This is a genomic window from Nocardia sp. CDC160 (assembly GCF_035818795.1).
GTDB lineage: Bacteria > Actinomycetota > Actinomycetes > Mycobacteriales > Mycobacteriaceae > Nocardia.
Map to the genome: position 1 here is coordinate 12,059 of NZ_JAYKYT010000001.1, position 26,520 is coordinate 38,578.

25 protein-coding genes and 1 tRNA gene are annotated in these 26,520 nt (G+C 68.3%); 6 read left to right on the plus strand and 20 right to left on the minus strand.

Annotated features, from left to right (window positions below):
- Positions 1 to 51 precede the first annotated feature (51 nt).
- The 4 genes from atpB to VMT40_RS00090 form a co-directional block, all read right to left on the minus strand.
- A complete protein-coding gene (gene atpB, locus VMT40_RS00075) occupies positions 52 to 777 on the minus strand; it encodes a F0F1 ATP synthase subunit A (protein WP_326309219.1) in 726 nt (241 codons plus the stop codon).
- Positions 778 to 1,205: 428 nt separating this feature from the next.
- Positions 1,206 to 1,634 carry a hypothetical protein gene (locus VMT40_RS00080; protein WP_442789875.1) on the minus strand — a complete coding sequence of 143 codons (429 nt, stop codon included), beginning with the start codon at positions 1,632 to 1,634 and terminating at the stop codon, positions 1,206 to 1,208.
- A gap of 11 nt (positions 1,635 to 1,645) precedes the next feature.
- Positions 1,646 to 2,842, minus strand: a complete 1,197-nt coding sequence (locus tag VMT40_RS00085; RefSeq protein ID WP_326309221.1) for an MraY family glycosyltransferase — start codon at positions 2,840 to 2,842, stop codon at positions 1,646 to 1,648.
- A gap of 11 nt (positions 2,843 to 2,853) precedes the next feature.
- A complete protein-coding gene (locus VMT40_RS00090) occupies positions 2,854 to 3,519 on the minus strand; it encodes an L-threonylcarbamoyladenylate synthase (protein ID WP_326357141.1) in 666 nt (221 codons plus the stop codon).
- 100 nt (positions 3,520 to 3,619) lie between these two features.
- Between VMT40_RS00090 and VMT40_RS00095 the strand changes: the two genes are divergently transcribed.
- Entirely contained in the window at positions 3,620 to 3,913 is a 294-nt protein-coding gene (locus VMT40_RS00095; RefSeq protein WP_326355943.1) for a DUF427 domain-containing protein, read from the plus strand.
- A 3-nt stretch (positions 3,914 to 3,916) separates the two neighbouring features.
- Here the strand turns inward: VMT40_RS00095 and prmC are convergent, their stop codons facing one another.
- The 4 genes from prmC to rpmE form a co-directional block, all read right to left on the minus strand.
- Entirely contained in the window at positions 3,917 to 4,795 is an 879-nt protein-coding gene (gene prmC, locus VMT40_RS00100) for a peptide chain release factor N(5)-glutamine methyltransferase (protein ID WP_326355944.1), read from the minus strand.
- A 126-nt stretch (positions 4,796 to 4,921) separates the two neighbouring features.
- Positions 4,922 to 5,362 (minus strand): aminoglycoside 6'-N-acetyltransferase, encoded by a 441-nt coding sequence (aac(6'), locus tag VMT40_RS00105; RefSeq protein WP_326355945.1) that lies wholly within the window; start codon positions 5,360 to 5,362, stop codon positions 4,922 to 4,924.
- A gap of 18 nt (positions 5,363 to 5,380) precedes the next feature.
- Complete coding sequence (gene prfA, locus VMT40_RS00110; protein WP_326355946.1) at positions 5,381 to 6,460, minus strand: peptide chain release factor 1; 1,080 nt, start codon at positions 6,458 to 6,460, stop codon at positions 5,381 to 5,383.
- Between the two features lie 135 nt (positions 6,461 to 6,595).
- Complete coding sequence (gene rpmE / locus VMT40_RS00115) at positions 6,596 to 6,820, minus strand: 50S ribosomal protein L31 (RefSeq protein ID WP_033085055.1); 225 nt, start codon at positions 6,818 to 6,820, stop codon at positions 6,596 to 6,598.
- A gap of 328 nt (positions 6,821 to 7,148) precedes the next feature.
- On the opposite strand from rpmE, the gene VMT40_RS00120 reads away from it, so the two are divergent.
- Positions 7,149 to 7,649: a hypothetical protein gene (locus VMT40_RS00120; RefSeq protein ID WP_326355947.1), complete on the plus strand. Its 501-nt coding sequence runs from the start codon at positions 7,149 to 7,151 to the stop codon at positions 7,647 to 7,649.
- On the opposite strand, the gene rho is transcribed toward VMT40_RS00120, so the two are convergent.
- From rho to argS, 6 genes are all read right to left on the minus strand, one after another.
- The gene (rho, locus tag VMT40_RS00125) at positions 7,547 to 9,610 is read right to left on the minus strand and encodes a transcription termination factor Rho (RefSeq protein WP_326355948.1); all 2,064 of its coding nucleotides are present in this window, start codon (positions 9,608 to 9,610) and stop codon (positions 7,547 to 7,549) included. The genes VMT40_RS00120 and rho overlap by 103 nt on opposite strands.
- A gap of 342 nt (positions 9,611 to 9,952) precedes the next feature.
- On the minus strand, positions 9,953 to 10,909 hold the full coding sequence (gene thrB / locus VMT40_RS00130; RefSeq protein WP_326355949.1) for a homoserine kinase: 957 nt from the start codon (positions 10,907 to 10,909) through the stop codon (positions 9,953 to 9,955).
- A gap of 25 nt (positions 10,910 to 10,934) precedes the next feature.
- Positions 10,935 to 12,023, minus strand: coding sequence for a threonine synthase (gene thrC / locus VMT40_RS00135; protein ID WP_326355950.1), 1,089 nt, complete (start codon positions 12,021 to 12,023; stop codon positions 10,935 to 10,937).
- Positions 12,020 to 13,375, minus strand: a complete 1,356-nt coding sequence (locus VMT40_RS00140; RefSeq protein WP_326355951.1) for a homoserine dehydrogenase — start codon at positions 13,373 to 13,375, stop codon at positions 12,020 to 12,022. The genes thrC and VMT40_RS00140 overlap by 4 nt, the downstream gene beginning before the upstream one ends.
- Positions 13,372 to 14,793: a diaminopimelate decarboxylase gene (gene lysA / locus VMT40_RS00145; RefSeq protein ID WP_326355952.1), complete on the minus strand. Its 1,422-nt coding sequence runs from the start codon at positions 14,791 to 14,793 to the stop codon at positions 13,372 to 13,374. Before lysA ends, VMT40_RS00140 begins: the two co-directional genes overlap by 4 nt.
- Complete coding sequence (gene argS, locus VMT40_RS00150; protein ID WP_326355953.1) at positions 14,794 to 16,452, minus strand: arginine--tRNA ligase; 1,659 nt, start codon at positions 16,450 to 16,452, stop codon at positions 14,794 to 14,796. It lies immediately after the preceding gene.
- Between the two features lie 122 nt (positions 16,453 to 16,574).
- On the opposite strand from argS, the gene VMT40_RS00155 reads away from it, so the two are divergent.
- The 4 genes from VMT40_RS00155 (at position 16,575) to VMT40_RS00170 (ending at position 19,994) form a co-directional block, all read left to right on the plus strand.
- Positions 16,575 to 17,525, plus strand: a complete 951-nt coding sequence (locus VMT40_RS00155; protein WP_326355954.1) for a DUF3105 domain-containing protein — start codon at positions 16,575 to 16,577, stop codon at positions 17,523 to 17,525.
- Between the two features lie 11 nt (positions 17,526 to 17,536).
- On the plus strand, positions 17,537 to 18,250 hold the full coding sequence (locus tag VMT40_RS00160) for a DUF305 domain-containing protein (RefSeq protein WP_326355955.1): 714 nt from the start codon (positions 17,537 to 17,539) through the stop codon (positions 18,248 to 18,250).
- Between the two features lie 112 nt (positions 18,251 to 18,362).
- Positions 18,363 to 18,435, plus strand: a tRNA-Arg gene (locus tag VMT40_RS00165).
- A 284-nt stretch (positions 18,436 to 18,719) separates the two neighbouring features.
- Complete coding sequence (locus VMT40_RS00170; RefSeq protein ID WP_326355956.1) at positions 18,720 to 19,994, plus strand: lipase family protein; 1,275 nt, start codon at positions 18,720 to 18,722, stop codon at positions 19,992 to 19,994.
- 70 nt (positions 19,995 to 20,064) lie between these two features.
- On the opposite strand, the gene VMT40_RS00175 is transcribed toward VMT40_RS00170, so the two are convergent.
- The 6 genes from VMT40_RS00175 to VMT40_RS00200 all read right to left on the minus strand — a co-directional run bounded on the left by VMT40_RS00175 (position 20,065) and on the right by VMT40_RS00200 (position 26,482).
- Positions 20,065 to 20,664: a TIGR03086 family metal-binding protein gene (locus VMT40_RS00175; protein ID WP_326355957.1), complete on the minus strand. Its 600-nt coding sequence runs from the start codon at positions 20,662 to 20,664 to the stop codon at positions 20,065 to 20,067.
- A 9-nt stretch (positions 20,665 to 20,673) separates the two neighbouring features.
- Positions 20,674 to 22,074, minus strand: a complete 1,401-nt coding sequence (locus VMT40_RS00180) for a hypothetical protein (protein ID WP_326355958.1) — start codon at positions 22,072 to 22,074, stop codon at positions 20,674 to 20,676.
- A gap of 165 nt (positions 22,075 to 22,239) precedes the next feature.
- Entirely contained in the window at positions 22,240 to 22,593 is a 354-nt protein-coding gene (locus VMT40_RS00185; RefSeq protein WP_326355959.1) for a hypothetical protein, read from the minus strand.
- A 108-nt stretch (positions 22,594 to 22,701) separates the two neighbouring features.
- The gene (locus VMT40_RS00190) at positions 22,702 to 23,841 is read right to left on the minus strand and encodes an ABC transporter ATP-binding protein (RefSeq protein ID WP_442789876.1); all 1,140 of its coding nucleotides are present in this window, start codon (positions 23,839 to 23,841) and stop codon (positions 22,702 to 22,704) included.
- Positions 23,838 to 25,316 carry an ABC transporter permease gene (locus VMT40_RS00195; protein WP_326357143.1) on the minus strand — a complete coding sequence of 493 codons (1,479 nt, stop codon included), beginning with the start codon at positions 25,314 to 25,316 and terminating at the stop codon, positions 23,838 to 23,840. Before VMT40_RS00195 ends, VMT40_RS00190 begins: the two co-directional genes overlap by 4 nt.
- A 143-nt stretch (positions 25,317 to 25,459) precedes the next feature.
- Positions 25,460 to 26,482, minus strand: coding sequence for an iron ABC transporter substrate-binding protein (locus tag VMT40_RS00200; RefSeq protein WP_326355960.1), 1,023 nt, complete (start codon positions 26,480 to 26,482; stop codon positions 25,460 to 25,462).
- Positions 26,483 to 26,520 lie beyond the last annotated feature (38 nt).

A 26,520-nucleotide genomic window follows, 5' to 3' on the forward strand; every position in this document is an offset into this window, starting at 1 on the left:
CCACCCGCCGAGGCGGCGTGTGTGGCAGGTTTGTGGAGTTGGTGCGGTTGGTCAGTGGGAGTCGGCGTGCTGGGCCAGACCGATGTACACGGCGGTCAGCAGCGCGAACACGTACGCCTGCAGGAAGACGACCAGGAGCTCGAAGAGGGTGAAGCCGAAGCCCGCCAGCAGCGAGAACGGCGAGAACACCTTCATCCAGGGGACGGCGTCGAACAGGAAGAACTGGGTGGCACTGAAGAACAGCACCAACATGATGTGGCCGGCCAGCATGTTCGCCATGAGACGGACGGTCAGCGTGAACGGGCGCAGCACGAAGGTCGAGATGAACTCGATCGGGATCAGCAGCACGTGCAGCGCGGGCGGCACATTCGGCACCACGATGGACGAGCGCATGTATTTCAGGAAGCCGTACTTCTTGATGCCCACATAGTTGAAGGTGAGGTAGGCGACGACGGCCAGCACGAGAGGCATGCCGATACGCGCGTTCGACGAGATGTTCAGGCCCGGAATAACACCCGAGGCATTCAAGAACAACACCGCGAAGAAGATGGACGCGATCAGCGGGAAGAACTTCTTGCCGGATTCCTTACCCAGCACCTCGTCACAGATCTGTTCCTTGACGAACACCAGACCGGATTCCGCGACATTCTGCAGACCGCGCGGAACCAGCTGCGGACGACGGAAAGCCGCGAGCATGACGATCACGAGAACGGCCGACATAAGGATGCGGATCAGCATCAAACGGTCGAGCTCGAAAGGCGTCCCCTCGAACAGCACTGCTGGAGGGAAGAAGTCGTTGAGTGACGGCGCGTGGAACTCGCCCGCCAAAATGGTGACGCTCAGCGTTCTCTCCCGTGGTCGGAACGCAGGAGATAGTTTTCTCCTGCGGTTCGATCGGACATTGACGATCTGGTGGGTCGACTCAGGTCGGCTCGAAGTTCGTCAGCAGCTGTGGCAGTCACGCCCTGGCGTCTGTACGCGCGTCGGCGACATCGTCGACGGTGCAGAACCGTAGCCCTAAGGGCTCGGTACGGCTGTAAGCATAACCTGCTCTCAGGCGGGTCTCAGGTGACCCCCCCTGTTGATTCGGTTGGCTACAGGTAAAGAGTTTATCAAGTTATCTACGACAATGCGTAGGGGGTCGGCGAAACACGTGGTGAACGGTGTTTCGCCGGTGGCTCCGGGCGGCGTCCGGGGGCCCGGAACTACAGGTCGCGCTCCACCTCGACGGTCGGAACGCGTTGGCGCAGAAGGCCGTACGTCTCCGCGCCGAGCACGATGAGCAGCGCGGCGATGACCGTGAAGAACAGCGAGTAGCGGTTGTAGAAGTCGAACTGCTTGAGCACCGCGATGACAACCACTGCCAGCAGCAGCTTTCCGACCCAGCTGCCCAGCAGCACGATGCCCTGCAGGCCCGATTCGATCTTCGCGCTGAACAGCACCGAGGCGGCCGTGGTGAGAATGAACGCGCCGCCGAGGGCCGCGCCGATCAGCGCGCCCCACAGGCCGGGCAGGCCCGCGCAGATCGTGGACACGATCGCCGAAACCACAACCAGCACAGCCAAACCGACGATGCCGTAGCGCAGGGCCGCGCGCAGCGGGGCGTCGGGACCGGGATTAGAGGGCGTGCTCACGATCAGCAACCTTACCCGGCGACCTGATCGCGATCGTGGGGCGGTTTGCGGGTCGGGTTCATTTTCAGCTCACGCCAGGACGGGACCGCGGTGACGATGAGCGCGAAAACCAATCCGGCGGCGAACAAGAGCACCACCATGCGCCGGTCCGAGATCAACGAGGTGCCGACCGCGCCGAATGCCAGCACGCTCACCCAGAGGTAGATCACGAGCACAACACGACGCTGCGAATGTCCGATCTGCAGCAAACGGTGATGAAGATGCATTTTGTCCGGAGTGGAAAAACTCACACCTGCGCGAACGCGACGGACGACCGCCAAAACAAGATCAAGAACCGGAATGAACATCACCGCACCCACCAGCAACAGCGGTGACAGCAAACCCACGATGTCGCGCGGGCCGTAACCCTGCAGCGGAATTCGCCCCGAGGCGCCGGTGGAGACCGCGGCCAACATCAATCCGATGAGCATGGAACCGGTGTCGCCCATGAAAATCCGGGCCGGGGAGAAATTGTGCGGGAGAAATCCCAGGCACGCGCCCGCCAGGGCGGCGGCCAGCAAGGCGGGCGGATAGGTGTCGGTGGAACCGCCGACCTCGTAGAGCAAACCCACGGTGAACACGAAAACGGCCACGGCGGCAATGAAGCCCAGGCCCGCGGCCAAACCGTCGAGGCCGTCCACGAAATTCATGGCGTTCACGACGGTCACCGTGATGCCGACGGTCACCAGGCCGCCCTGCAGCGGGTCCAGCACCACGGTCTCATTGGTGAAGGGGTTGTAGATGGCCACCCAGCTCAGGCCCATCACGGCCATGACGCCCGCGGCGGTGATCTGGCCGACCAGCTTGGTGAGCCAGTCCAGGCCCCAGCGGTCGTCGATGATGCCGACCAGCACGATGAGCGTGGCCGCGGCCAGCACCGCGGGAATGTCCTTGGGGTAGTCGAAGCCGCGGCGCAGGGCGGGCAGCTGGTGCGCGAAGAGCACGGCCGCCAGCAGGCCCAGGTAGATGCCCAGGCCGCCCATGCGCGGAATCGGCTTGGTGTGCACATCGCGCTCGCGCGGCACGGCCACCGCGCCGAAGGCGATGGCCAGCACCCGGATTCCGCCCGTCGACAGGAAGGCGATGACCGTGGCGACGAGCAGCACCAGCAGCAGCTCCCGCAGCGGGACGACCGCGCCCTGGCTGAATACGCCCTGACTCAGCAGCATTTAACGGGCCGTCACCGCGCGCCGTCCTGACGGAGCTCCTCGGGCGACATGCCGAGCACCTCCGCGATCTTCTCCACCGGCACCGCGCCCTCGCGCAGGATCCGCGGGGTGTCGGCGGTCAGGTCGACGATGGTGGACGCCACGGCGTGATCGGCCGGGCCGCCGTCGAGGTACACCCCGACCAGCTCGCCCAGCTGCGCCTGCGCCTCGGCCACGGTGGTGGCGGGCGGCTGCCCGGACACGTTCGCGCTCGACACGGCCAGCGGGCCGACCTCGCGCAGCAGTTCCAGCGCCACCGGGTGCAGCGGCATGCGCAGCGCGACCGTGCCGCGCGCGTCACCGAGATCCCACGCCAGCGAAGGCGCTTGCTGCACAACGAGAGTCAGCCCACCCGGCCAGAACGCGCGGATCAGTTCGCGGGCCTGCGGACGGACCGAGAACACCAGCCCGTCGATCGTGTTCCACGACCCGACCAACACCGGCACCGGCATATCGCGACCGCGGCGCTTGGCGGCCAGCAGAGCGCCCACCGCCTGACTGTCGAACGCGTCAGCGGCGAGCCCGTACAGCGTGTCGGTCGGAATGACAGCCAATCGACCGCTCTTCAGCGTGCTCCGCGCGGCACTCAGGCCTGCGGCACGGGAATCGGGATCGGCACAGTCGTAGACGGTACTCACGGCTGACATCTTGACACGGGACGCTCGGCGGGCCACTGTCGCGCCGGGTTTCCGACACGATTGCGCCGTATTCTCGGACTCGACGAAGGAGGCACGACCCATGATGCGTGCGATCTGGAATGGAACGGTCATCGCCGAGGCCCCGCACACCGTCGAGGTCGAGGGCAATCAGTACTTCCCCGTGGAGTCCCTGAAGAGCGAATACTTCAGCGAGAGCTCCAAACACACCGTCTGCCCGTGGAAGGGCATCGCCAGCTACTACACCGTCACGGTGGACGGCGCGGAAAACCCCGACGCCGCCTGGTATTACCCGCACCCGAGCCCGCTGGCCCGAAAGATCAAGAACCATGTCGCGTTCTGGAACGGGGTCGAGGTCGAGGGCGAACCCGAATAGTGCTCAGTCGGCGGTGCGGCGGGCGACGACGAAGCGGGGTTTTCCGGCCAGGTCGGGGTGTTCGACGATGTCGGTGAAGCCGCCGTGGGCGGCGAAGAGGGCCGCTACGCCAGAACCGTTGGTGTCGTCGTGTTCTACTGCGGCGGAGCCGTTTTCGCGCAGGAGGCGGGCGATGGTGCCGACCATGGGGCGGATGACGGACAGGCCGTCGGGGCCGCCGAAGAGGGCGCGGTGCGGGTCGTGGTCGATGACCTCGGGGTCGAGTTCGGCGTCCTCGGGAATGTAGGGCGGGTTGGAGACGACGACGTCCACGGTGCCGTCGAGGTGTTCGAGGATCGTCGGGTCGGTGACGTCGCCCGCGTGCAGGTCGATGGGGGTGTCGCCCTCGTCGGCCAGTTGCAGGGCATTGCGGCGGGCCCAGGCCAGCGCCTCGGCGTCGAGTTCGACGGCGTGGACCTGGACGTCGGGGCGGGCGTGGGCAATGGCCAGGGCGAGTGCGCCCGAACCGGTGCACAGGTCCACCACGACCGGCTGATGCTCGTGGCCGACCTGCTCGAGCTGGGCCAGGGCCCAGGCGAACAGCAACTCGGTCTCCGGGCGCGGAATGAAAACCCCCGGCCCGACCGCCAGATCGATCTCACCCATGGCCGCGGTGCCCGTAAGGTGTTGCAGCGGAAAGCGTTCCGCACGCCGGGCGACCAGCTTGCGAAACTCCTCCAGCTGGTCCGGGGTGAGCATCGGCATGAGCGCCAACCGCCCCCGGTCCACGCCCAGCACATGGGCCGCAAGGTTTTCCGCGTCCGCCTGGGGACTGTGGACTCCGGCCGCGGCCAATATCTCGGCGGCCTCTCGGATGGCCGGTCGCAACGGTGCACGACTCACGGGTTTCGCAGCCTTTCTCCCCACGCACATGCTCGCACGAATTTGATTGTCCGGAACGGTCTCCCGCCCAACCGCGCGCGTGCCGGGCGTATCGGGCGTGGCGTCGGGCCCGCGTCTCGCCTGGACCTAGAGCTTCTTGCGGTAGTACACCACTCGTTCGCGCTCCTCGAAGCCGGTGGCCTGGTGGAAGCGGTGGGCGACGGCGTTCTCCAACAGGGCGTCCGAGCCGAGTTCGGTGCAGCCGAGCTCGCGGCCCCACTCCTCGACGGCATCGCAGAGCGCCCGGGACAGCCCGTGCAACCGGTGCCCGGGCGCCACGAAAATGCCCTCGAGGAAGGCGACCGGCGAGGTGTCGCAGCCGTTCACGTAGTCGCGGCGGATGCTCGCCTCGGCGTATCCGACGGGCTCACCGTCGTCGGTCCGGGCCACTAGGACGATGGCGTCGGGGCTGTCGGCCAGCTCCGCCAGTTCGGCGCGGTGATCGGCCTCGTCCGACACCGGCCACAGCGCGTACCGCAGCGGCGCCACCTCGTCGATGGCGTCCGCCGTCATTCGTGCGATACGCATTTCCGCTGTCCCCCAGCCTTATTCGGCCGCGAGCCGGGCGGCCCGGTCGGCCTCGCCGAGGGCGTTGAACAGGTCGTCGAGATTGCCGTCCAGCACCGAATCCAGGTTGTGGGCCTTGAATCCGATGCGGTGGTCGGCGATTCGGTTCTCGGGGAAGTTGTACGTGCGGATGCGCTCGGAGCGGTCCACGGTGCGGATCTGCGAGGCGCGCCCGGCCGCGGCGTCGGCGTCGGCCTGCTCCTCGGCGAGGGCCTGCAGCCGGGCCGCGAGGACCTGCTTGGCGCGAATCTTGTTCTGCAGCTGGGACCGTTCGTTCTGGCAGGTCACCACGAGCCCGGTGGGCAGGTGGGTGATGCGCACCGCCGAGTCGGTGGTGTTGACGCCCTGACCGCCCTTGCCGGAGGACCGGTACACGTCGATGCGCAGGTCCTTCTCGTCGATCTCGACTTCCTCGACCTCGTCCGGCTCCGGGTACACCAGTACGCCCGCGGCCGAAGTGTGAATGCGCCCTTGGGATTCGGTGACCGGCACGCGCTGCACGCGGTGCACGCCGCCCTCGAACTTGAGCTTGGACCACACGCCGTCCCGCGTGGGTTCCTTGCTCTTGATGGAGAAGCTGGCGTCCTTGTACCCGTCCAGATCGGAGTAGGTGACGCCGAGCACCTCGACCTTCCAGCCGTGCCGCTCCGCGTAGCGCAGGTACATGCGGGCCAGATCGGAGGCGAACAGCGCCGACTCCTCGCCGCCCTCACCGGATTTCACCTCGAGGATGACATCGTCGCCGTCGTGCGGGTCGCGCGGCGCGAGCAGATCGGTGAGCTGCTTGTCGAGCTCCTCGACCTGCTGCTGCAGCCCCGGCACCTCGGCCGCGAAGGACGAGTCGTCGGCGGCGAGCTCCTGCGCGGCGGCCAGATCCTCGCGCGCGGTCTTCAGCTTGTTGTAGGTGGCCATGATCGGGCCCAGCTCGGCGAAGCGCTTGCCGACGCGACGGGCCGCGCCCGGGTCATTGTGCAGCGAAGGGTCGGCGAGCTGGGATTCCAGGCCCTGATACTCGGCCAGGATGTCGTCGATCGCGTTGGGGGCCGTCTTGTCGGCCATCGCGGTTCCTCCCATCGGGGTGCCGGGCTTGGCACACCCGGAAAGTATGTGTGAGCTGTCTCAGCTCACGGGAAGTAGGTCCACAAACGCACCGACGCCCGGCCCGCGGGTGCGGGACGGGCGTCGGCGGGACAGCTACTTCGCGGCCTTGGGGGCACGCTTGCCGTAGCGAGCCTCGAAGCGCGCCACGCGGCCACCGGTGTCCAGAATCTTCTGCTTGCCCGTGTAGAACGGGTGGCACTGGGAGCAGACCTCGACCGTGATCTGGCCCGACTCCTTGGTGCTCTTGGTCTGGAAGGTGTTGCCGCAGCCGCACACGACCGTGGTGTCCACGTACGTGGGGTGAATTCCTGCCTTCATGGGTGTCCTTTCAACTGGCTTTGGGTCGCCTCATCGCTGCCCGGGAGTGGACCGCGAACGCGAGACGTGAACCAAAACCGACTAGGCATGGTTGCCGACGGAACAGTATATGTGCCGCGACCGAGTGGTCGTCACGAGGGGTGACACCGTCCTGAACAGGCGGTCGGTCCCGTTTGTTCCCGCATCCCACCCCAAGAAACTACGGGCACGCATATTTCGTGTATTGGAGTGACGCTGGAAGTCGAGTAGCTCGCTACTCAGGACCACGAACACCCGTGTTCATAGAGTTTGTCCAGGTGAGAGTCCCGCGACGATCGGAAGGACAGCAGTGACCAGGAAGGACGCGACGACCGGGGGCCTATCCCCCGCGTCCGCGCACGCCGAGGCCGGGAGGGCACAGCGGCGGCGCGCGGAGTTCGTTGCGGCGGGGGTCCTGGTCACGCTGCTACTGCTGGTGGTGGCGGGCTGGTGGCTGGCTCCCGGAGAGTCCGGCAGCGCGGTGGGGTCCGTTGACCCGGCCCCAAACCCACCGCGGGGGGACGCCACCCTCACCTACACAGCGGTCACGGCACCGAGTGTCTCCGGTGCCGTGACCGCGCTCATCCTCGGCTTCATGATCGTCGGCGCGGCGTTGATCGGTCTGTTCTTCTTCAGCCCGACCCCGGAAACACGGCGGCGGCCCCGCCGAAGCGGGGCCGCCGTCGTGAACGAGCTTCTGCGCCAGGCTTATTCGTCGAGCGCGCCCGGGGCGGTCTTGGAGACCGTCATGAGGAACTCGACATTGCTCTTGGTCTTCTTGAGCCGGTCGATGAGCAGGTCGATGGCCTGATGCGAATCCAGGCCGGACAGCACGCGCCGCAGCTTGTGGATGACCGCGGCCTCGTCGGTCGACATCAGCAGATCGTCGCGGCGGGTGCCGGACGGGTTGACGTCGACGGCCGGGAACACCCGGCGCTCGGCGATCTTGCGGTCCAGCTTGAGCTCGGCATTGCCGGTGCCCTTGAACTCCTCGAAGATGACCGTGTCACCGGTGGAGCCGGTCTCCACCATCGCGGTGGCGATGATGGTGAGCGAGCCGCCGTTCTCGATATTGCGGGCCGCGCCGAGGAACCGCTTGGGCGGGTACAGCGCGGTGGAATCCACACCACCGGAAAGGATTCGGCCCGAGGCCGGGGACGAGTTGTTGTACGCGCGGCCCAATCGGGTGATCGAGTCGAGCAGCACGACCACGTCCTGGCCCTGCTCCACCAGTCGCTTGGCGCGCTCGATGGCGAGCTCGGCGACGGAGGTGTGATCGCTCGGCGGCCGGTCGAACGTGGAGGCGATGACCTCGCCGCGCACCGAGCGCTGCATATCGGTCACTTCCTCGGGACGCTCGTCCACCAGCACGACCATGAGGTAGCACTCGGGGTTGTTGACCGAGATCGCGTTCGCGATGTCCTGCATGATCGTGGTCTTACCCGCCTTGGGCGGGGACACGATCAGCGCGCGCTGGCCCTTGCCGATCGGCATGATCAGGTCGATCACGCGGGTCGTCAGCTTGTTGGGCTGGGTCTCCAGCCGCAGGCGCTGGTTCGGGTACAGCGGGGTCAGCTTGTTGAATTCCGGACGGCGGCGGGCACTTTCGACATCGGTGCCATTGACCGTGTCCAGCCGCACCAGCGGATCGAACTTCTGACGCTGGTTGGACTGGTCGCCGTCGCGCGGGGCGCGCACCGCACCGGTGATGGCGTCACCGCGGCGCAGACCGTTCTTGCGCACCAGGTTCATCGACACGTACACGTCGTTCGGCCCGGCCAGGTAGCCCGAGGTGCGGACGAACGCGTAGTTGTCGAGGACATCGAGGATGCCCGCCACCGGCTGCAGGACGTCGTCCTCGCGGATCTCGAGCTCGCGGGCCTCGCCACCACCGGCGCCACCGTCGCGATCCCGGCCGCGACGACGCTCACGGAAGCGACGGCCCCGACGGCCGCGGCCGCCTTCCTCGTCGTCCTCGTTGCGGTCGTCACGCTGGTTGGCGCGACCGGTGCCGTTCTGATTCTGCTGGCCGCCGTTCTGGTTCCGCTCGCCCCGCTCGCCACGGTCGTTGCGCTGGTTGTTGCGCTCGCCCTGGTTGCGGTCGCGACGACGCTCGCCGCCCTCCTGCTCACCCTTCTCGGTGGCGGGGGCCTCGGCGGTGGCGGTCTCGGCATTGGCGGCGCTGCCGCGCTGCTCATTAGCGGCACCGCGCTGCTCGCGGCCCCGACGCTGGCGACCGCGGCCGCGCTGGCCACCGTCGCGGCCGTCCTCGCCACCCTCGGCGCGCGAGCCCTCGGCGGCGTCCTCGCGCTTGGATTCGCGCGTCTCCGAAGAGGTTTGGCGCGCCTCGGCCTTCTCGGCCTGGCTCGCCGGAGCCTCCGCCTTCACCTCGGCCCGGGCCGGAGCGGACTCGGCGGCCTGCGCCTTGGCGGGAGCGGAGGCCGACGCGGACTCCCCACCCGTCGGCGCGTCCTCGGCCTTGGCCGTCGCGTTCCGCGTGGCCTTGCCGGTGGCGGCCTTGGAGGTGCCGCCGGACTGGTTCTCCTTGATGGCGGCGATGAGATCACCCTTACGCATCCCGGAAGTGCCTCGGATACCGAGTTCTCCCGCAAGCGCACGCAACTGCGGCAACAACATTCCAGTCAGCCCCGATCGTGCGACGTCAGTTTGTTCGCTCATCTTCGAAATCTGTCCGGAGTCACTTTCGCGGCTACCCGAGGACGCTGAATCGCTATCCGTCCCGGGTGTCGCGAGCAGGTCCGTATCTGTCACGGAAATCCTTTCCTTCCCTCGACCGCCGTGTGCCTGTTCGAGGGTTCCTCCTGCAGTCCGGTCTCGTGCCGGACTCGGATGCCGTATCGCATGTCCCGCCGGGCCGGTGGGGTCGCCACCACGTGGGCTTCGCCACCGAATGCTGTGCTGATCGAACTGCACAGGTGGGAGAGATCATTCCAGTTGACTGGCTACCCCCAAGTTTCGAGCCTCAAGCCTCGAGCCTGAGCAAGGAGCCTCTGGAGCGATTTGCCCTAATGAAGCACCGGCGTCTGACGCGCACGATGTACGGACTCGCTCAGGATAGCTCCCGCCTTTTGCATCGGCAAGGCAGGCGCGCTGTCAATCCACCAATACTCCGCCGGAAATACCCGGCTCGAGAACGCGCATGCCGTCGGCGATCGCGAGTTCGCGCAGTTCTTCGGGGAATTCGCTGGTCGTGAAGGCGAGCACGGTCGGTCCCGCGCCCGACACGGTGGCCGCGATGCCCGCTTCGCGCAGTCGCTCCACCCATTTGGTGGTGAGCGGCAGCGCCGACGCGCGGTAGCCCTGGTGTAGCCGGTCCGCCGTGGCGGGAAGCAGCAGGTCGGGGCGTTGCGTCAAGGCGACTACCGCGAGCGCCGCACGACTCGCGTTGAAGGCCGCGTCGACGTGCGGAACCTGCTCGGGGAGCAGGCCGCGGGTGTGCGCGGTGGCCGAACGCTCTTCCGGAATGAGCACCACGGGACGCAGCGAGGGGTGCGGTTCCAAGCGCACGGCGCGGTAGACGCGGGCGTGATGTGCGTCGGCACTGCCGTTTTCGTCCGCCGAACGGTCGGTTTCGGTCCAGCACACCACGAAACCACCGAGAATGCTGGCCGACGAATTATCCGGGTGGCCTTCGAATTCACCGGCCAGCTGGACCAGCACGTCATCGCCGTAGGCCAGCGCCGGATCGAACTTGGCGGCCAGCCCGCGCCCGGCGGCCAGCCCGCCGACCGCGGCCGAGGCGGACGAACCCATGCCCCGCGAGTGCGGAATCACGTTGCGGCACACCACGTCCAGGCCGTCGGCCCACACGCCCGCGGCCTGCAGACCGCGTTCGATGGCCCGCACCACCAGATGCGAAGGGCCCCAGGGCACATCGTCGGCGCCCTCCCCCTCGACCCGAATGGTGAGCCCGGAGTCCGTGGTGGACACCACGATCTCGTCGTAGAGCCCCAAAGCGATTCCGAGGGAATCGAAACCCGGACCCAGATTGGCGCTCGACGCCGGAACCCGCACGGTGACGGAGATTCCGGCGGGCAGCGTCCGCGTCATGACTCGAGTGTCCTGCGAGGTCAACTCAGGCCAGCTCGAGCTCGTGGGCCACGGCGACCGGGTCGACCGCGATGGGCTTGACCTCGGGCATGCCCTTGAGGGCGTTGTCCGGGTCCTTCAGGCCGTTGCCGGTCACCGTGCACACCACGGTGAGACCGGCGTCCAGCCAGCCCTCGGCGCGCGCGGCCAGCAGACCGGCGACCGAGGCGGCGGAGGCGGGCTCCACGAAAACGCCTTCCTTGGCCGCGACCAGGCGGTACGCGGCGAGGATCTCGTCATCGGTGGCCGCGCGGAACGCGCCGCCCGACTCCTCCTTGGCGGCCACGGCCTGATTCCAGGACGCGGGCGCGCCGATCCGGATGGCGGTGGCGATGGTCTCCGGATTCGACACCGGGGCACCGTTGACCAGCGGCGCGGCACCGGCGGCCTGCACACCCAGCATGCGCGGGCGCGCGGTGGTGACGCCGTCGGCGTAGTACTCGCTGTAGCCCTTCCAGTACGCGGTGATATTGCCCGCGTTGCCGACCGGGAGCACGTGCACGTCGGGTGCCTTGCCCAGGGCGTCCGCGATTTCGAAGGCGGCGGTCTTCTGGCCCTCGATGCGGGCCGGGTTCACCGAGTTCACCAGGCCGACCTCGGGGAACTCCGAGGTGACCTTGCGGGCCAGCTCGAGGCAGTCGTCGAAGTTGCCGTCGACCTGAATGATCTTCGCGCCCAACATGACCGCCTGGGCGAGCTTGCCCATGGCGATCTTGCCGGACGGGATCAGCACGGCGCAGTGCAGTCCGGCGCGGGTGGCATAGGCCGCGGCCGAGGCCGAGGTGTTGCCGGTGGAGGCGCACAGCACGGCCTTCTTGCCGTTGTACTTGGCGTCGGTCATGGCCATGGTCATGCCACGGTCCTTGAACGAGCCGGTCGGGTTCGCGCCCTCGACCTTGAGGTACACCTCGCAGCCGGTGAGCTCGGAGAGGTGGTGCGCGGGCACCAGCGGGGTGCCGCCCTCGAAGAGAGTGACGGCCTTCCAGTCGGCGGGAATCGGGAGGCGATCCCGATACGCGTCGATCAACCCGGGCCAGGGGGCGTGCACGGCTGCAGCTCGTGCGGTTGCACTCATTCCTCGGTGCCTTCCAATCTCAGAACACTGGTCACGGACGTGACGGAGTCCAGTTCGGCCAACGCGGCAACGGTATCCGCCAGCGCTGATTCCTGCGCGTGGTGGGTCACCACGACCAAGCGCGCGCCCTCGTCGTGGCCCTCCTGGCGGACCGTCGAGATGCTCACATGATGCTTGGCGAATTCACCCGCGACCGCCTCCAGCACACCGGTGCGGTCGGCCACCTGCAGGTTCACGTGGTAGCGGGTCGGGGTGTCGCCGATCGAGGCGATCGGCAGCTCAGCATAGACCGATTCGCCCGGAGCGCGGCCACCGAAGAACTTGTTGCGCGCCGCCATCACCAGGTCGCCCATGACCGCGGAGGCGGTGGGGGCGCCGCCCGCGCCCTGACCGTAGAACATCAGGCGACCGGCGTTCTCGGCCTCCACGACCACGGCATTGAACGCGCCGCTGACCGAGGCGAGGGGGTGCTTGCGCGGAATGAGGGCCGGGTAGACGCGCACGGACACCTTGTCCTTGCCGTCCTCGTCGGTGACGCGCTCGGCCATGGCCAGCAGCTTCACGGTGCAGCCCACGGCCGCCGCGGTCTCCAGATCCTCGGCGGTGATCTTGGAGATGCCCTCGCGGTAGACATCGCCGGAGGTGACCCGGGTGTGGAAGGCGACCGAGGCCAGGATGGCGGCCTTGGCGGCGGCGTCGTAGCCCTCGACGTCGGCGGTCGGGTCGGCCTCGGCGTAGCCCAGGCGGGTGGCCTCGGCCAGCACGTCGGCGTAGTCCGCGCCGGTCTCGGCCATGGCCGAGAGGATGAAGTTGGTGGTGCCGTTGACAATGCCGACCACGCGGTTGACCCGGTCGCCGGACAGCGACTGGATGAGCGGGCGGATCACCGGGATCGCCCCGGCGACGGCGGCCTCGAAATACAGGTCCGCGCGGTTGGATTCGGCGGCGGCGGCCAGTTCGCCGGTGTAGTCGGCGAGCAGCGCCTTGTTGGCGGTGATGACCGACTTGCCCTTGGTGAGCGCGGTCTTGATGAGGTTGCGGGCCGGGTCGATGCCGCCCATGACCTCGACGACGATGTCGACATCGTCACGGGTGACCAGGGTTTCGGCATCGATGGTGATCAGCTCGGCGGGCAGGCCGCGGTCCTTGCTCGTGTCGCGCACCGCGACACCGCGCAGCACGACCGGAGCGCCGACCCGGTTGCACAGATCGTCAGCGTGGTCGCGAATGATGCGCACGACCTCGGTGCCGACCGTGCCCATGCCGAGGACCGCGACGCCAATGGGGTGATCCTGTCCCCACACGCCCTTGTTGCTGGACCCAATTACACGGCCCGCCGTGGTCTCGGTCATGCCTTCACCTCCAAGCTGAGTAGGTCCTCCACCGTTTCACGGCGAAGAATCAAGCGCGCCTTGCCGTCTCGCACCGCGACCACCGCGGGCCGGGTGAGCAAGTTGTAGCGGCTCGACATCGAGTAGCAGTACGCGCCGGTCGCGGCCACCGCCACCAGGTCGCCCGGGCCGACATCGGCCGGGAGCCAGGTATCGCGGATGACGATATCCCCACTCTCGCAATGCTTTCCGACCACGCGAGCCACCACCGGACCGGCCTCGCTGGCGCGCGAGACCAGGCGGCAGTCGTACTCGGCCTGGTACAGGGCGGGGCGAATGTTGTCACTCATCCCGCCGTCGATGCTCACATAGCGTCGGCGATTGCCGCCGTCGAGCACAACATCTTTGATGGTGCCGACCTCGTAGAGGGTGACGGTGCCGGGGCCCGCGATGGCGCGGCCCGGTTCGACCGCGATCTTCGGCTGCGGCAGCCCGATCTGGGCCGCCTCGTTGGCGACCAGGTCGCACACCTTGGCGGCGAACTCGTCCAGCGGCGGCGGATCGTCGCTCGGCATGTACGAAATACCCAGGCCGCCACCCAGATCCAGGGTCGCGATCTGCGCGGACTTGTCGGCGCCGAACTTCACGCCGACCTCGTGCAGCAGCTTGAGCATGCGGCGGGCGGCGACCTCGAAGCCGTCGATCTCGAAGATCTGCGAGCCGATGTGCGAATGCAGGCCGACCAGGCGCAGATTGTCGGACTCGAAGACCCGGGCGATGGCGTCCATGGCATCGCCCGAGGCGATGGAGAAGCCGAACTTCTGGTCCTCGTGCGCGGTCGAGATGTATTCGTGGGTGTGGGCTTCCACGCCGACGGTCACCCGGACCAGCACCTCGGCGACCTTGCCCGCGCGCTTGGCGATGGCCTCCAGGCGCTCGATCTCGATCAGCGAGTCGATGACGATGTGGCCGACCCCGACCTCCACCGCCAACTCCAGCTCCGGCACCGATTTGTTGTTGCCGTGCAGGGCGATTCGCTCGGCCGGGAATCCGGCGTTCAACGCCACCGCGAGTTCGCCGCCGGAGCAGACGTCCAGGTGCAGGCCCTCGTCGCGGATCCAGCGGGCGACCTCGCCGCACAGGAAAGCCTTGGAGGCGTAGTGAATTCGCGCGTCCTTGCCGAAGGCGCGGACCATATCCCGGCAGCGCGAACGGAAGTCGTCCTCGTCGATCACGAACAGCGGCGTGCCGAACTCGGCCGCCAGCTCGTGCACCGGCACACCGGCCAGGCGCACGACACCGTCGGCATCGCGAGAGGCGTTGCGCGGCCACACATTCGCGGGCAGCTCGATCATCTGCGCCGGATCGCTGGGCCGCTCGGCGAGGGTCGGCGCGTGCGGGATGTCCGCGTGGCGGGGTCCGGCGGGGTGGGCACTCATTTACATACGCTCCGGGGCAGAGACGCCTAGCAGACCAAGGCCGTTGGCGAGCACCTGACGGGTGGCCTTGACCAGCTCGAGGCGGGTGGCATTGAGAGGGCTGACCGCGTCGTCGCCCTGCGGGATGACGCGCAGCGTCTTGTCGGACTGGAAGGGGTGGTAGGCCCCGGCCAGTTCCTCCAGGTAGCGCACCACGCGGTGCGGCTCGCGGGTCTCGGCGGCGGTGGCCACCACCCGCGGGTACTCGCCCAGGGTGCGCACCAGCTCGCCCTCGCGATCATCGGTGAGCAACGCGAAATCCGGTGTGACCGAGGCGAAGTCGAACGCCTCGGCATTGCCGATGATCTGGTTGGTGCGGGCGTGCGCGTATTGCACGTAATAGATCGGGTTCTCGCTGTCCTGCTTCGTCCACAGGTCCAGGTCGATATCGATGCTGGAGTTCACCGAGGAGCGCACCAGCGAGTACCGCGCGGCGTCCACGCCGATCGCCTCGACCAGGTCGTCGAGGGTGACCACGGTGCCCGCGCGCTTGGACATCCGCACGGCCGCACCGTCTTTCACCAGATTCACCATCTGGCCGATGAGCACCTCGACGGTGTTCGGGTCGTCGCCGAAGGCGGCCGCCGCGGCCTTGAGCCGACCGATGTAGCCGTGGTGGTCCGCGCCCAGCATGTAGATGCACAGATCGAAGCCGCGCGACCGCTTGTTCTGGAAGTAGGCGATGTCACCGCCGATGTAGGCGGACTTGCCGTCGCTCTTGATGACGACGCGGTCCTTGTCGTCGCCGTACTCGGTGGAGGCGATCCACCACGCGCCGTCCTTCTCGTACAGCTTGCCCGAGGCCTTCAGCGTCTCGATGGCCTTGTCCACCGCGCCGGAGGCGAACAGCGAGCTCTCGTTGAAGTACACGTCGAAGTCGACGCCGAACTCGTGCAGCGTCTTCTTGATCTGCGCGAACATCAGCTCGACGCCCTCGCGCCGGAACAGCTCGTGCCGCTCGTCCTCGGGCAGCTGCGCCGCACCCGGATTCGCCTTCACGATGGTGTCGGCGATCTCGTTGATGTACGCGCCCGCGTACCCGTCCTCCGGCGTCGGCTGCCCGGTGGCGGCCGCGACCAGCGAGTTGGCGAACCGATCGATCTGCGCGCCATGGTCGTTGAAGTAGTACTCGCGGGTGACGTCCGCGCCCTGGGCGGACAGGATCCGGCCCAGCGCGTCACCGACCGCGGCCCAGCGGGTGCCGCCCAGGTGGATCGGCCCGGTGGGGTTGGCGGAGACGAATTCGAGGTTGATCTTCTGGCCCGCGAGAGTGCCCGCGGTGCCGAACTTTTCACCGGCCTCGAGAATCTTCGCCACGATCGCGCCCTGCGCGGCCTTGGCCAGGCGAATGTTCAAAAAGCCAGGTCCGGCCACCTCGGCGGCGTCGATGCCCTCGGCCTGCGCGAGCGCCTCGGCGAGCAGGGTCGCGAAGTCGCGGGGATTCATTCCCGCCTTCTTCCCTACCTGCATGGCCACATTCGTGGCATAGTCTCCGTGCTCGGGGTTGCGGGGACGCTCCACCTTGACCTCGTCGGGCAGGACCGCAGGGTCGGATCCGCGTTCGACAAGTACCTTCGCCGCGGTAGCACGAAGGAGATCTGCAAGGTCAGCTGGAGTCACGAGTCACTATCCTATGGTCTGAGCAGGTGAACGCCGCGAGCGGGCACCACCGGGCAGGTGCCCAGCAAACGATGCGGCCGCGTCGTTTGATTGTCCGACACGTCGAAGAGAGCACAAAAAGCATGCCGAGCAAGACCAGTGCCAAGTCGGCCAAGGCCATCAAAGCCGCGGGCAAATCATCCGGTTCGTCCCGCAAGGGGGGTGGCGGTTCCAAGCTGGGCGGTAAGCGTCAGATCCCGTGGCTCATGATCGGCGCGGTGGTCTGCGTGGTCGCCCTCATCGGCGCGATCGCCTGGGTGCTGGTGCCCAAGATCCAGGACAAGCAGGAACAGAACAAGTACACGCCGTCCGCGCAGAAGAAGGATCCCTCGGATCAGATTTCGGGCGTGGTGAAGAAGGACTACCCGGCGGGCCTGCACGTGGCGGCCACCCAGCGCGTGGCCTACGACCAGGCCCCGCCCTTCGGCGGCCCGCACGACGGCTCGTGGGCGGCGTGCACCGGCGTGGTGTACCCCAAGGCGATTCGCACCGAGAACGCGGTGCACTCGCTCGAGCACGGCGCGGTCTGGATCACCTACAACCCGGACAAGCTCGACAAGGCGGGCATCGACACCCTGGCCGCGAAGGTGAAGGGCAAGCCCTACACCCTGATGTCGCCGTACCCGGGTCTGGATTCGCCGATCTCCCTGCAGTCGTGGGGCCATCAGCTCAAGCTGACCAGCGCCGATGACAAGCGCGTCGGCGAGTTCATCACCGCGCTGCGCCTGAACCAGTACGCCTACCCCGAGGTCGGCGCGGACTGCGCGAACCCGACCTTCAATGTCGACAACCCGCCCGCCTTCGACCCCTCCGCGCCCGGCCCCGACGCGGTCCCGATGGACGGCAAGGGCGCGACCAAGGCGCAGGACGAGTCCGGCGGCATTCCGGGCATGCCCACCGGCGGCATCCCCGGCATCCCGGGTCTGCCCGGCGGTACGCCGACCCTGCCCGGCGGCATCCCGACCATCCCGGCCCCGACCGCCGAGGACCAGACCCCGCCGACGCAGCCGGAACAACCGGCTCCGACCCAGTAATGCCGCCGTTCATGTCCGACGTCCCCGATCGAAGTTCCGAGCCGGAACCCGCCGCCGAACCCGACCAGCATCCCCGCCGCAACCAACGGCAGCTGCTGGCGATCCTCGGTGTGGTCGGGGTGCTGCTCGCCGGTTTCCTGGCGGGCATCCTGGTCGGCAATCCCTTGAAGCACGAGGCCGAGAAGCCCGGCGCGGTGGATGTCGGCTTCTCCCAGGACATGTCGGTCCATCACACGCAGGCGGTGCAGATGTCGGGCCTGGCGCTGTCGGGATCGACCGATCCGGCGGTCAAGCGGCTGGCCTACGACATCCTCACCACGCAGGCCAATCAGGCGGGCCGCATGCAGGGTTGGCTGCAGCAGTGGGACAAACCGCTCATCTCCCCCGACGGCTACATGGGGTGGATGACCGACATGTCCGCACACCAGCATTCGGGCACCGCCATGCACTCCGGCGCGGTGGCGACCATGCCCGGCATGGCCTCCGATCAGGAGATGGCCGCCCTGGGCCAGGCCACCGGCACCGCCCTGGACACCCTGTTCCTGCAGCTGATGCTGCGCCACCACCAGGGCGGCATGCCGATGATCGAGTACGCCGCCCAGCGCGCCGACACCGACGCGGTCCGCTCCCTGGCCCAGAGCATGGCCAAAACACAGAAGAGCGAGGCCGACCTGATGACCCAGATGCTCGCCGAACGCGGCGTCTCCCCCCTCCCCCTGAACTGACCCGACGCGGCCCGGGCAGCCAAAACACCCGGTCCGCGTCGCTTTTTGGCGCAGCGCACCCAATGCGATACGCTTTCTGCGCCCGACCGGGAGACCGGACGGGACCATCCCCGCCCTCGTAGCTCAGGGGATAGAGCGTCTGCCTCCGGAGCAGAAGGCCGCAGGTTCGAATCCTGCCGAGGGCACCGAAGTAAGGCCCCGACCGTGAATTGCGGTCGGGGCCTTACTTGTTCGTCGAGCAGATCGTTCGCAAGTAAGAACTACTGACTTTTCGTGCCATCGTGGAGGATTGGCGTTCCGATTTTCGGGTATGAACGCAAAGGTGGGAGTCGCGCATCGCGGTGTCCGGTTGTGCAGGAGGCAATCGGACACCGCGAGCGCGTTTTTCGGGGCGATGTGATTTCGAGGGCGCAATGTGACCGCCCTGCCTTGGGATGTGAAATGGGGACGGGCCGGTAAGTTCTGAGGGGTGTCCGGAAACGAGAGCGCCCGTGCCGAACAACCGCAGCGACGCGTCTCGCGCCCACTCGCCGGGGGACTCACCGGCCTCGCGGCCGTCGCCCTCACCACCCTGAGTCTCGCCGCGCCGGTCATGGCCACGCCGGTGACACCGGAGGAAGCGGCGGCGTCGTTCTATGCGCCGACCGAGGAGCGGGTGGCGGGCACACACGGGTCGGTCATCCAATTGCGGCCGCTCACAGGCGATCCCGCGCTCGCGGGGGCACGCAACTATCTGGTGCTGTACCGCTCCATCGACATGCGCGGCGAGACGGTCGCGGTCTCGGGGACGCTCGCGGTGCCGGACGGCACGCCGCCGCCGGGCGGATGGCCGCTGATCTCCTGGGCGCACGGGACGACCGGTGTCGCCGATGTCTGCGCGCCCTCGCAGGACACCTCCCCCGAATTCCCGGCCCACGATTACACCTCGCTGGTGCGCCGGGTACAGGAGCGGTGGATCGCGGCCGGGTACGCGGTGGCGCAGACCGACTATCAGGGCCTGGGCACGCCCGGCCCGCACGGGTACCTGATCGGCACCGCCGAGCAGCGCGCGGTCACCGATATGGCCAGGGCCGCACGGGAAGTCGATCCCGAGATCGGGACGCGCTGGGTGGCCATGGGGCATTCGCAGGGCGGCCAGGCCGCCATCTTCACCGACGCGCAGGCACAGCGGTGGGCGCCGGAGTTGCAGCTGCTGGGTTCGGTGGCGCTCGCGCCCGCCTCGCATCAGGGCATTGGCCTGCAGGCCTCGCAGCTGGCCAATTCGGCGGGTGTGGCGGGTGCGCTCACCCCACTCACCGGTGGCGCGATGGCGTTCCTGCCCTTGATCATTCGCGGCGCGCAGACGGTGGCGGACGTCGATCCGGCCCGATTCCTCACGCCCCGTGCGCAATCCATGCTGGGCCAGGCCGACACCGGTTGCATCGGCCAGCTGCGGCAGGCCGATTCCTGGGGCGGGATGGCGGCCGACGAGGTGTTCACCCGCACTGCGGATCTGTCGGCGCTGACCCGCGTTCTGAACGACAACGACCCCAGCGCACTGTCTTTCACGCAACCGCTGCTGGTGCTGCAGGGCCGTTCGGACACCACCGTCCCGGCGCTGGCCACCGACGCCATGGTCGTGCAGCAGCAGGCGGGCGGGCAGCCGGTGCAGTATCGCGGCTACCCGGGCATCGACCACCGCGGTGTGCTGGAGGCGTCGTTCAATGACGCGCTCGCCTGGGTGGACACCCGCTTCGGGCGCTAGCCGGACGGTCTCATGCCGGGGCGGTGCAGCTCACGCCGACGCGGTGCAACTCACGCAGGGGCAGTGCAACTCACGCCGGGGCGGTCCAGCCCGGATCGCGGCCGAACCAGGCGGCCAGCCGGTCGTAGGCGGGCGCGTCGTCGGCGATCGGCACCTCGTGGCCGAAAGCCTTTCCCGGACCGCGGAATTCGGGTTTCAGCAGCTGCTTGGACCAGGCCAGTGCGTGCTCGGCGAGTTCGGGGTCGAGGGTCCGGGTCTGCCCGGTGGCCCGGCTGAGATCCCAAGCGTGCATGGCGAATTCGGTGATCTGCTGATCGGCGCGCCCCCGCAGCGGGGCCTCGCCGCCCATGCCCGGCACCAATCGATCGAGATCGGCCGCGCGCCAGGTCTCGAGCAGCGGCCGGGCGCGCGTGCGGAACTCCGCGCCCCAGTCGTCCCCGATGTCCTCGTGCGGCGCTCCCCACTGCGGCGTCTCGCCCCGCGCCGAGATCACGAAGTCGCGCAGGATCTGGCCAACGACATGGTTCACCAGCCGCCGCACGTGCCAGTCCTCGCACGGTGTCGGCAGCGACGCCTGCTCCGGGGTGATCGCCGCGATGACATCGCCCATCTGCGTGATCGCGCGCTCGATCAGATCGAGGGTCGGGTCCACGGCTGCGTTGTCGGCCATGGGGCCAGACTAGCCCTGGGGCAGGGCATTCCGGGTCGTCTCGCGCAGGGCCAGCACCCGCGCGGTGGTCGGCGGCCGGGTCGCCGCACGCCGCGGGGAGCGAATCCGCCACAGCAGGTACAGACCGACCGCGCAGCCGACCGTGATGACCAGTGCTATCCACCCCGGCATCGCGGACACCGTGGCCTGCGGATCCCGGTACCAGCGCGGCGAGTAGGCGACGCGGCCGAAACTGTGGCCGCGCAGCGCGACCACGACGCACGGCACGATCAGCACCGCGACCGCCACCACGGCACTGCCCGCGTGCCGCGGTACCGCCGCGCCGAAGCAGTATCCGATGATCAGCGCGGTCGCCGTCACCCCGAGGATCGGGATCACCGCGTGCCCGCGCGCCAGATCCACGGTCGTGGCCGCGAAGACCGCCAGCGCGCCGGTCGCGGCCATGGCGGCCCAGGGTGAGCGCCACCGCCGCCCGGCGGCCAGGCCCACCACCACCGCGAGCACCGGGATGGGCGCGCTCCAATCCGGCCGCGGCACCGCGACGATCGCGCTGCCCGCATTGGCGACCGCCACCGACAGCAGCACCAGCGTCCCCTCACGGCCGGGCAACAGCAACGCCGCCAGCACGGCCGCGGCAATGGTGACGACCACCATCAGCCCGATCTGCGCGGGCGTTCCGGAGTGCCGCACGAACCATTCGGTCGACAGCGCCGTCGCGGTGACCAGCACCAGCGCGGACAGGATCGGGCCGATGGCCAGATCGGTGTTCTCGGACCCGACCGAGGTCTCGGCGCGCTGCACCAGCACACCCAGCGCCAAGGCGGCCGCCGCGAGCAGCACCAGCCACAGCGGTGGCGTGCCGCCGGAAGCCCATTCGATGAGTGGATTGCGCCGACTCCCCGACTCGGGCAGCGAGGTCTGGTCGCCGATGAGAATGGACGACAGCGTGCCCACCAGGTACGCGCCGGTCGCGAGCGGTTTGCCGAACACCGCGACCGCGAGCGCGCCCAACAGAATTCCGCTGAAGATCGAGTCGATGTAATTGACCGTGGTCAGGGTCCCCGTGGTGGCCGCGTCCCGATTCCACAGATGGTCGAGCAGCAACACCACCACGCTGCCGAAGGAGGCGATCCACGCGCTGCGCCGCCCCAGCGCCACCACCAGCGCCGCGGACACCACCGCGAACGCCGCCCCCGCCGCGGCCGCCCGCGGCATGTTCAACACCATCAGATCCATTTGCAGGACCGGACCTTCGGCGCTGCGCCCCAGATCCAGCGGGGCCATCAGCAGCAGGCCCGCGATCACCGCCCCCAGCAGTGCCGCCGTCGCCTCCACCGGGCGTGCGAAGCGCCGCAGCCCCGGGGGCGCGGCGAGTCCCGCCGGTGGTGCCAACGCGAACTTCGCGCCCATCTGTCACCTTTCGTTGGTGATGCGACGCCTTCCGCGTTACAGCAATAACGAGCAGCTATCTGTTGGCGAGGTTAACAGGATTGGACTGTGCGAATCCTGAGACGTGGACTCGGTCACACGCCCGCGCGGCGCGTTCGCACGGCCGGGCGCGGCGGAGACATACGCTCAGGCGCAGCGGAAACGGAAGGTGGCCACGGGTGTGCTGCCGGGGACCGAGGTGACCTCGAGGGCGGCGTCGCCGTCGAGCGCGCAGCCCACCGGCGTGCCGACTTGCACCCGATAGCAACCGGGCGCGCCGGGATAGACGGCCGAGCCGTCATTGCCGGTGGTGATGGTCGCGAGGTTCGCGCCGCCGCCGCAGGGCGCGATATCGGCGGCCACGCCCGCCATGGGGAATTGTTCGGGGCCGTAGACGGCCTGCACCTTCAGCGCCGCATCGGCGGGCGGCTCCGCCTGCGCGAGGGGCGCCAGGGCGCACGCGACGGCGAGGGCGGATGTGACGAGCAGCGTGCGGCGCACCTGATCTCCTTCGGGTCGAGCCGAGGCGAATTGGCCTCCGCGCCAATATAGGTGCTGCACCGACCGTCCAGTCACATTCTGCGGCTTCGGAACGACGCCGCCGGTCGATCAGACCGTGGACACCGCGTCCGCCACCGTCGCGCTCCCGTTCACCGACGCGCGCCCCGCCGCAGTGCACTGCTCGGCGCTGAAAGCGACTGCCGCGCCGAGAACTTCGAGCTCGACCCGGTCACCCACCGCGGGCGCGTCCACACTGACCCGACGCACCTGGATGAGCTCGGGGCAGCCGTCGAGATCGAGGGTCAGCATGACATCCGCGCCACGGAATTCCAGCGCCCGCACGGTCGCACACCCGTCGTGGCCGTTGGTCGCCACCCGCGCCAGCAGCTGTTCGGGCCGCATCATGACCGCGCCCGCACCGGTCGGCGCGTCCACCTGGACGGGAATGCGTCCGAGCACGGTCTCGGCGGTCTCCGCGCCGATGGTGGCGTCGAGCAGGACCGTGTCGCCGAGGAATCCGGCCGTGAACAGATCCGCCGGGGCCGCGTATACCTCTTCGGGCGTGCCGACCTGGGTGAACCGCCCCGAGCACATGACGGCCACCTGATCGGCGAATGACAGCGCCTCCTCCTGATCGTGGGTGACCAGAATGCTGGTCATGCCCGCGGCACGCAGGGTTTCGGCAACGGCCTGGCGGGTGGCGGCGCGCAGTCCGGTGTCGAGGGCGCTGAAGGGTTCGTCCAGCAGCATGACGGTGGGTTTGCGGGCCATGGCGCGGGCGAGGGCCACGCGCTGCTGCTGCCCGCCGGAGAGCTGATGGGGACGGCGATCGGCGTACGAGGCGTCCAGCGACACCATCTCGAGCAGTTCGGCCACGAGGTGCCGGTGTTTGCGCTTGCCGCCCAGTCCCCCGCCGAGCCCGTAGGCGATGTTCTGCCCCACGGTCAGATGCGGGAACAGCGCGCCGTCCTGCGCCACGTAGCCGATCTTGCGCCGGTGCGGCGGCACCGAGAACCCTTGTCGGGTCACGGTTTCCCCGCCGATGGACACCGAGCCCGCGTCCGGGTTCTCGAATCCGGCGATCACCCGCAGCAGCGTGGTCTTGCCGCATCCGGAGGAGCCGACCACGGCGGTGGCGCTGCCGTCGAGCACGTCGAGGCTGATGCCGTCGAGCACCGGCGCCTGACCGGAGGTCTTGGAATCCCGGCCGAAGGTCTTGGAAACCTGGTCTACGACAAGACGACTCACAGTCCCGCCGCCTTCCTGGATTGGGTGAACAGCAGATAGGTGACCGGCACCGAGGCAATGATCATGATCAGCGCGTACGGTGCGGCGGCCGCGTAGTCCAATTCGCCCGACAGCTGCCAGAACTGCATGGCGAGGGTGCGGGTGCCATTGGGGGCCAACAGCAGGGTGGCGGTCAGCTCGGTGGCCACGGCCACGAACGCCATGGCGGCCGCCGCGGCCGCGGCCGGGGCGGTCAAGCGCAGCGTGACCCGGAAAAAGGTTGCGGCGGGCGAGATTCCGAGCACCTGCGAGGCCTCCTCCAGCCCGACCGGCACCTGCGCCAGTCCGGCGCGCACGCTCACCAGGGCGCGCGGCAGGAACATGAGCGTGTAGGCGGCCAGGATGGTCGCGGCCGTCTGATAGAGCCCGGGCAGCCACCGGATCGACACCGTCACCAGCGCCAGCGCGATCACGATGCCGGGCAGCGAGCTGGTGATGTAGTTGGCGCCCTCGATGATTCGCGCGAACCGCGAACCGGAGCGGACCGCGATCCAAGCCACCGGAAATGCGCACAGGGTGGTGATGACCGCGGCCGTGGCGGCCAAACCGAGGGTCTGCACGAGGGATTCGCCGATCGCACCGGTGTCCCACACCGCCGCGCCGCCGATCTTCAGCCAGCGCCCGATGGTCCACAGCGGCACGCCCAGCGTGGCCGCCAGCGCACCGGTCAACACCAGAAACATCGGAATCCGCCCCAGGCCCAGCTGAATTCGGTTTGCCCCGCGCTGCGCGCCGCCGCCCACCCGGGCGTAGCGTGCCCGCCCGCGCACCCCGGCCTCGGCGGCCAGCAGCACCAGGCACAGCACCACCAGCACGCCGGAGAGCGTGCTGCCCGCCGCGCCCGCGAAGCTGGACTGGTACTGCTCGAAGATGGCGGTGGTGAAGGTGTCGAACCGGATCATGGCGAACGCGCCGTACTCGGCCAGCAGATGCAGCGAAATCAACAGTCCGCCACCGAGAACGGCCAGCCGCAGCTGCGGCAGCACGACCCGGGCGAACACGGCGACCGGCCCGGAACCCAGCGCCCGCGCCGATTCCTCCACGGCCGGATCCAGCCGCCGCAGGGTCGCCGCCGCCGGGAGATACACCAGCGGGAAATACGACACCGTCGCGACGAGCACGCCCGCCCACAATCCGTGCATGGAGGGGATGGCGCTGACCCAGCCGTAGCTGTTGACGAAGGCCGGAACCGCCAGCGGCGCGGCGAAGATCGGCCCCCACCAGGCCGCGCCCGGCACATTCGTGCGCTCCACGATCCAGGCCAGTCCGACGCCGAGCACCACGCAGATCGGGACGGTCAGCACCACCAATTCGGCGGTATTGCGCAGCAATTCGCCCACGCGCGGGCGGAAGACGAGTTCCGCGGTCTCGTGCCATCCGGTCGAGACGAGCGTGGACACGATGTAGCCCAGCGGCACGAAGGTGGCCGCCACCATGAGCAGCGCGGCAATGGTGACGAGCGACCCGGGGGTGACGAGCGACCCGGGCCGCAGTGCGGCCCGGGTCGTGGATGCCCTCGTGTCCCCACTCGGGGCAGCCGGTGTGGCTCCCCCGGGGACATCGGTCCGAACGGTCACGGTTACAGCAGGCCCGCCTCGGTCATGAGCTGCGTGACCTTCTTGGCGTCCAGCTTGCTCGGGTCGATCTTGGGCGCGTCCAGCGAGGCCAGCGGCGGCAGCGCGGGATTCGCGGCGACATCGGAGGCCACCGGGTACTCCATGGAGTCACCGGTCTGCAGGACCGTCTGGCCCTTCTTGGAGGTGATGAAGTTCAGGAACTTCTGGGCATTGGCCTGGTTCTTGCTCGACTTCAGCACGCCGCCACCGGAAATGGAGACGAAGGCGCCCGGGTCCTGGTTCTTGAAGTAGAACAGCTGGGTGTTGGCGCTGTTCTCCTTGGTCTTGGCCTGGTCGCGGTACCAGTAGTAGTGGTAGATGATGCCGCCGTCGATCTGGCCGGTATTGGCGTCCTTCATGACCGAGGTGTTCGTCTTGTCGGGGACGACGTTGTCCTTCATCCCCTTCAGCCACGCCTTGGTGACGTCCTCGCCCTTCTGCGCCAGCAGGGCGGCCACGATCGCCTGGAAGTCCGCGCCACTCGGGGCGGCGCCCCAGCGGCCCTTCCACTGCGGCTGCTGCAGATCCAGCAGCGACTTGGGCAGCTGGTCGGCCGGGAGCTTGGCGGTGTTGTAGACGAAAACCGTGGAGCGCGCGGCGATTCCGGTCCACTTGCCGGTGGACGGGCGGAACTGCTCGGGCACCTGCGCCAGGGTGTTCTGGTCGACATCGGCGAAGAGTCCGGCGTTCTCGACCAGCGCCATGGCCGGGGAGTTCTCGGTGAGGAAGACGTCGGCCTTCGAGTTCTTGCCCTCGGCGACGAGCTGATTGCCCAGGTCGGTGTCACCGCCATTGCGGATGGTCACCTTGATGCCGGTGTCCTTGGTGAACGCGTCGACCCACTCCTTGGTGAGGGATTCGTGCTGCGCGTTGTAGACCAGGATCTCGTTGTCGTCCTTCGACGAGTTGGAGCAGGCGGTGGTCGCGCCCAGCACCGCGATCGCCGCCAGTGCACCGGACACCAGTTTCCATCGAGCCGCCGTCATGACCGTCCTTTCCCTCTTCCAGCCTCGCCTCTGAGGTT

Coding starts and splice junctions, on each gene's coding strand:
- VMT40_RS00085 (WP_326309221.1), bottom strand. CDS start 2,842: ATGCTGCTGAGTCAGGGCGTATTCAGCCAGGGCGCGGTCGTCCCGCTG.
- VMT40_RS00095 (WP_326355943.1), top strand. CDS start 3,620: ATGATGCGTGCGATCTGGAATGGAACGGTCATCGCCGAGGCCCCGCAC.
- prfA (WP_326355946.1), bottom strand. CDS start 6,460: ATGGCCGACAAGACGGCCCCCAACGCGATCGACGACATCCTGGCCGAG.
- rpmE (WP_033085055.1), bottom strand. CDS start 6,820: ATGAAGGCAGGAATTCACCCCACGTACGTGGACACCACGGTCGTGTGC.
- thrB (WP_326355949.1), bottom strand. CDS start 10,909: ATGACGCGGACGCTGCCCGCCGGAATCTCCGTCACCGTGCGGGTTCCG.
- thrC (WP_326355950.1), bottom strand. CDS start 12,023: ATGAGTGCAACCGCACGAGCTGCAGCCGTGCACGCCCCCTGGCCCGGG.
- VMT40_RS00140 (WP_326355951.1), bottom strand. CDS start 13,375: ATGACCGAGACCACGGCGGGCCGTGTAATTGGGTCCAGCAACAAGGGC.
- lysA (WP_326355952.1), bottom strand. CDS start 14,793: ATGAGTGCCCACCCCGCCGGACCCCGCCACGCGGACATCCCGCACGCG.
- VMT40_RS00155 (WP_326355954.1), top strand. CDS start 16,575: ATGCCGAGCAAGACCAGTGCCAAGTCGGCCAAGGCCATCAAAGCCGCG.
- VMT40_RS00160 (WP_326355955.1), top strand. CDS start 17,537: ATGTCCGACGTCCCCGATCGAAGTTCCGAGCCGGAACCCGCCGCCGAA.
- VMT40_RS00175 (WP_326355957.1), bottom strand. CDS start 20,664: ATGGCCGACAACGCAGCCGTGGACCCGACCCTCGATCTGATCGAGCGC.
- VMT40_RS00180 (WP_326355958.1), bottom strand. CDS start 22,074: ATGGGCGCGAAGTTCGCGTTGGCACCACCGGCGGGACTCGCCGCGCCC.
- VMT40_RS00195 (WP_326357143.1), bottom strand. CDS start 25,316: ATGGTGGCGGCCACCTTCGTGCCGCTGGGCTACATCGTGTCCACGCTC.
- VMT40_RS00200 (WP_326355960.1), bottom strand. CDS start 26,482: ATGACGGCGGCTCGATGGAAACTGGTGTCCGGTGCACTGGCGGCGATC.